At 71.3% G+C, this 5,158-nt stretch carries 4 protein-coding genes and 1 pseudogene; 2 read left to right on the forward strand and 3 right to left on the reverse strand.

Features of this window, described 5'->3' with window-relative positions; genetic code table 11:
• Nucleotides 1-90: 90 nt before the first annotated feature.
• Both ABT130_RS46830 and ABT130_RS46835 read right to left on the reverse strand, forming a co-directional pair.
• Nucleotides 91-900: an ABC transporter permease gene (locus ABT130_RS46830; protein WP_350966389.1), complete on the reverse strand. Its 810-nt coding sequence runs from the start codon at nt 898-900 to the stop codon at nt 91-93.
• On the reverse strand, nt 897-1,865 hold the full coding sequence (locus ABT130_RS46835; RefSeq protein ID WP_350966390.1) for an ATP-binding cassette domain-containing protein: 969 nt from the start codon (nt 1,863-1,865) through the stop codon (nt 897-899). Before ABT130_RS46835 ends, ABT130_RS46830 begins: the two co-directional genes overlap by 4 nt.
• A 231-nt stretch (nt 1,866-2,096) precedes the next feature.
• Between ABT130_RS46835 and ABT130_RS46840 the strand changes: the two genes are divergently transcribed.
• Complete coding sequence (locus ABT130_RS46840) at nt 2,097-2,687, forward strand: PH domain-containing protein (RefSeq protein WP_350917474.1); 591 nt, start codon at nt 2,097-2,099, stop codon at nt 2,685-2,687.
• A 233-nt stretch (nt 2,688-2,920) separates the two neighbouring features.
• Complete coding sequence (locus ABT130_RS46845) at nt 2,921-4,552, forward strand: PH domain-containing protein (RefSeq protein ID WP_350966391.1); 1,632 nt, start codon at nt 2,921-2,923, stop codon at nt 4,550-4,552.
• 55 nt (nt 4,553-4,607) lie between these two features.
• On the opposite strand, the pseudogene ABT130_RS46850 reads toward ABT130_RS46845, so the two are convergent.
• Nucleotides 4,608-5,158 (reverse strand): annotated as a pseudogene (locus tag ABT130_RS46850) (hypothetical protein); the annotation flags it as partial.

Genomic DNA, 5,158 nt, shown 5'->3' on the forward strand with positions numbered 1-5,158 from the left:
CGGTCACCGCAGCACGCTGCGGCTCCCTCCTCCGCCTTGCGAGACACCACCTGACCGATCCTCGCCACGGCAAGATCCGCAGGACAGGACCTAGACACGACTGCGGAACGCGCGGATCGCCAGAGGGGCGAAGACCACGGCGAAACCGGCGGCCCAGAGCAGCGAGAAGAGCGCGGCCCTGGTGACGTCGCCGCCGATGAGCAGGCCGCGGATGGCGTCCGCCAGGTGCGTGACGGGGTTGAGGTCGGACCAGGTCTTCAGCCAGGACGGGAAGGTGGCGGAGGGCACCAGGGCGCTGCTGGTGAAGGTCAGCGGCATCATCGTGGAGAAGGCGATCATCTGCACCTTCTCGGGGCTGGAGGCCTTCAACCCAATCAGCACCGACATCCAGGACATGGCCAGGGCGACCACGACCAGCAGCGCCAGGGCACCCAGCAGCCCGAAGAAACTGGTGGTGACCCGGAAACCCAGCACCATGCCGAAGCCGATCAGCAGGGCGAAGGCCCACACCTGCTTGGCGGTGTCGGCGATGATGCGCCCGGACAGGGGCGCGGTGCGGGCGATGGGCAGGCTCCGCAGCCGGTCGAAGACGCCCTTGGTGATGTCGGTGTTGAGGCCGATAGCGGTGGAGAGCGTGTAGAACAGGGCGTTCTGCACGAGCAGGCCGGGCAGGGCGAACTGCAGGTAGTCGCCGGTGGATCCGGAGATGGCGCCGCCGAAGACGTAGGTGAACAGCAGCAGGAACATGATGGGCTGGATGCTCAGATCCAGCAGCTCCCACGGGTTGTGCTTGATCTGAACCAGGCTGCGCCAGGCCAGTGTCATGGTCTGCTGCAGCGTGGCCAGGGGAGTGACGCGCTTGGCGGCCATCTGCGGGATGGTCGTCGTCAGCGTGGTCATGCGAATGCCTCTTCCTTGTCGGGGGTCTCCTCGTCCTCGGGCAGGTGGCCGGTGATGGCCAGGAACACCTCGTCCAGGCTGGACTTGCGCAGCGCGAGCTCCGAGGCGATGACACCCTGCTCGTCCAGACGGCGCACGATCGCGGGGACGGCGGCGGGGTCGTGGACGGAGGCGGTGGCCCTGCCCCCGCTGAGGTCGGGAATCTCGCCCAGCACGTCGGCCAGCACCTTGCCGACCAGATCGAGGTGCTCGGCCTGCGAGGGACGCACCTCCAGGACCTGGGCGCCGGTGGTCGCCTTGAGCTGGTCGGAGGTGCCGGAGGCGATGACCCTGCCGTGGTCGAAGACGACGATGTCGTCGGCGAGCTGGTCCGCCTCCTCCAGATACTGGGTGGTGAGCAGCACGGTGACACCGTCGGCCATCAGGCCGCGCACCACGCTCCACAGGTCTGTGCGGCTGCGCGGGTCGAGCCCGGTGGTGGGCTCGTCGAGGAAGAGCACCTGGGGGCGGCCGACCAGGCTGGCGGCCAGGTCCAGGCGGCGGCGCATGCCGCCGGAGTAGGTCTTGGCGGCCCGCCCGCCGGCGTCGGACAGGTCGAAGCGCTCCAGCAGCTCGCCCGCGCGCGCCCGGGAATCGGCACGCGTCATGCCCAGCAGGCGGCCGATCATCACCAGGTTCTCGACGCCGGTGAGCATCTCGTCGACGGCGGCGTACTGGCCGGTCAGGCCGATCAGTGAACGCACCTGGTGGGCCTGGCGCGTCACGTCGTAGCCGCCGACGACGGCGGTGCCGGCGTCGGGGCGGAGCAACGTCGCCAGGATGCGCACCGCGGTGGTCTTGCCCGCCCCGTTGGGGCCCAGCACACCGAGCAGCCTCCCCTGGGGAACGAGGAGATCCACCCCGTCCAGTGCCCGGGTCTCCCCGTAGCGTTTCACCAGACCCTCGGCCTGGATCGCATAGCTCATCGATCATACCTCTCCGTAGTCTCCGGGTCTCCAGCATGTACTGCGCCACCGACACTTTTTCGATCCACGGCCCGGCCGGAGGGAAACGGGCGATGACAGATCGGGGAAGGGGAACCGCCTCGTCGGAGCACCTGCCCCCGGACCTGCCACGATGCCCGCCGGGCTGCGGCGGAACTTTTTGCGTCACGCCGCCGGAGCGCCCCGTGGGACGTGACCGTTTAGGCTGACAGCGTGAGTGACCGAGCCGATGAGCCCAGCCCCGCCTCGCAGGAGGCCACGGCGGCCGGTCGGCCGGGCGAGCGTCGCAGGGCCGTCTCCCTGCGCGCCCCCGCCAATCCGGTTTCGCGCAAGGCAGTCACCCTGTGGCTGACGGAGGGGGTTCTCTGGTCCATTGTGCTGGTGGGTGGCTCTTTCTTCCTGGCGAGGTGGATCGACGAGGGTCGCTGGTCGTGGTTGCCCGGATGGGCGCTGGACAACGTCTGGTGGCTGCCGTGGCTGATGGTGCTGCTACTGGTGCCCGGCACGCTCGTCGAGCCGTTCTGGCGGTACGCCGTGCACAGGTGGGAGCTCAGCGAGGACGTGGTCTACGCCCGTTCCGGATGGCTCAGCAGGGAATGGGTGTTCGTGCCGGTCAGCAGGATCCAGACCGTCGACAAGGCGCAGGGCTGGTTCGAGCGCATGCTGGGCCTGGCGACCGTCGAGATCCGCACCGCCTCCCATGCGGGCTCGTCCACGATCAAGGGCCTTGACTACGAGGTCGCCGCCGAACTGGCCGAGGGGCTCGCCCGCCGCGCGGAAGAGCTCAGGGACGACGCGACGTGACCGGATCCCCCAGCGACCGTTCACCGGCGGAGCCGCCGGAGGGCACCGAATCCTCGGTGCCTGGTTTCGGGGCCGTCCCGAATCCCGATCCCGACCCTGCTCGTTCGGTCGGCGGGACGGGGGAGGGCGTCGAATCCTCGGTGCCTGCTCTCGGGTCTCCCGGATCCGTCCGGCATCCTGATCCCGCTCTCCCGGCCGACCGGACGGGGCCGTCGCTGCGGCTCAGCCCGAAGGTGTTGCTGACCGATCCGATCCGGATGCTGCCCTCGCTCTTCCTGCCGCTGGCCGGTGTCCTGTTCCTCGGCGGGTTCTCGCCGAGATCGTTCGTGTGGGCGGCGCTGGGCGTCGTCGGCTCCGTCGCGTTCTCGGCCGTGCGCTGGGCCACCTTCACCTACCGGGTCGCCGGTGACCGGCTGGAACTCACCCGGTCGCTGATCAGCAGGTCGGTGCGGACGATCCCGCTGGAGCGGATCCGCGGCGTCGACGTCAGTGCCCCGCCGCTGCACCGCCTGCTCGGCATCGCCGTCCTGCGGATCGACACCGGCGCCGGCGGCGATGACAAGCAGGAGGGCGAGCTCGACGGGGTCACCGTGGAGGAGGGGGAGCGGCTCAAGGCGGTGCTGCTCTGGCACGCACGCGCCCGCATGGCGAGACGCGCCCAGGCGCGCGAGACGGCCTCGGCGTCCGGCTCCGGTGAGCTCACGGCCGCGAGCGTGACGGAGCCGGCGACCCCCGCCGTCGTCCGTCACGAGGTGGGTGACGCGACCCCCGAGCGGGTGTTCTTCGTGCTGCCGCGAAAGTGGCTCGTCTACGGCCCGCTCTCCGGTTCCTATCTGCTGACCCCGTTCGCGCTGGTCGCCGGTGCCGTGGGCCTGGCGTTCCAGTGGGGCGGCGAGTTCAAAATCGACAGGCGGGTCGTGATGGGCGCGGGGGAGTGGCTCTGGGAGCATCCGCCCCTGCTCGCCGCGGCCCTGGTGCTGCTGCTCCTGGCCATGCCGGTGGTCGGTGTGATCATGTACGCGGTGTTCAACTGGGATTTCACCCTCCGCGCCGGCGAGGGATACCTGATCGCCGGGCGCGGTCTGGTCACGCGCAGGAGCGTGTCCCTGGAGCGGCGCAGGGTGCGAGGGTTCGAGTTCGTGGAAGGGCCGGCCGAGCGCTGGGCGGGGTTCGGCCGCGCGTGGGCGATCGTGACCGGTCTCGGCGACTCGGAGACCCGGGGCCAGTTGCTTCCCGTCGCCCCGAGGGAGACCGTGCTCGGCGTGGTGGGTGAGGCGATCGGCTCGATCACCACCGGGCTGCGGACCCACCCGCCGGCGGCGCGCAGGCGCCGGCTGTTTCGGGCGATCTTCCCGTGGCTGGTCGTCGCCGCCTGCGCGACGGCGGCGGCCCTGCTCTGGTCCGGGCTCTGGTGGGCGCTCGCGGTGCCCGCTCTGATCCTCGCGCTGCTGGGCATCCCGCTCGGCCTGGACCGCTACCGGTCCCTCGGCCACACCTACGACGGGAGCCGGCTGTCGGTCCGCTCGGGGTCGCTACGCCGCGCACAGGCGGTGGTGGAGAAGCGGGCGGTCGTCGGCTGGACTCTGAGCCAGACCTGGTTCCAGCGCCGCGCCGGTCTGCTGACCGTGACCGCGGGCGTGGGTGCGGGTACCGGTGGCTATGCCGCACTCGACGTCGGTGAGGCCGAGGGGCCGGCCTTCGCCGCCGAGGTCACCCCGGCCTGGCTGGCCCCGTTCCTCGTTTCCGAGGACCTGGGCCGCGGAGATCCGCTTCCCGCAGCGTCCGCGCCTCTCGGATCGGCGGCACCCGGCGAACCGCCCACGCGGGACAGATCGTCCTCGTCCGGAGAGCCGGGGAACGGCTGACACACGGTGAGGCGGGGGGCCGGTGTTCCGGTCACCCCCGCCTGACGCGGTGCGGTCAGTCCTGGCGGCGGGCGCCGAACATGATCTCGTCCCAGGTGGGCACGGACGCCCGCCGCCCCCGGGACTTCTTGGCAGGTCGCGCCGGAGCCGGTGCCGGCTTCGGCGGCTCCGCGGGCTTCTCCGCCGCGGGCTTGTCGACCTTGGTCTCCTGCATTGCCCCCGTGTCCCCCTGTGTCTCTTGCCTGCCCGGCTCGGCCTTGGCCCGCTCGTCCACGCTGACGCGCGCCGCCGGTACAGCTATCGAACCCTCCTGGGCCGGTTCGGTCTCCGATACGGGGGTCTGCTTCGCCACGGTGGCGGTCTCCGCCTTCGTGGAGACCTGCTGCCCCGCCGCCTTCTCGCCCGCCGTGGACCGCTGCTCGGCGGGCTCGGGCGGGACGGCGACAGGCTCCGGCGGGGTCGCGGCGATGGGCGAGAGGGGGGCCGGAACCTCGGCGACCTGGGGAGCCTCCGTGACCTGGGGAGCCTTCGCGACCACGGGCTCGGCCGTGGCCTCAGGTACGGTGACCGCCGGCTCGGGGGGAGCGGCCGGCACATGCGCCAGAG

Source organism: Streptosporangium sp. NPDC001681, from assembly GCF_040298085.1.
In the GTDB taxonomy this organism is placed as follows: Bacteria; Actinomycetota; Actinomycetes; order Streptosporangiales; family Streptosporangiaceae; genus Streptosporangium.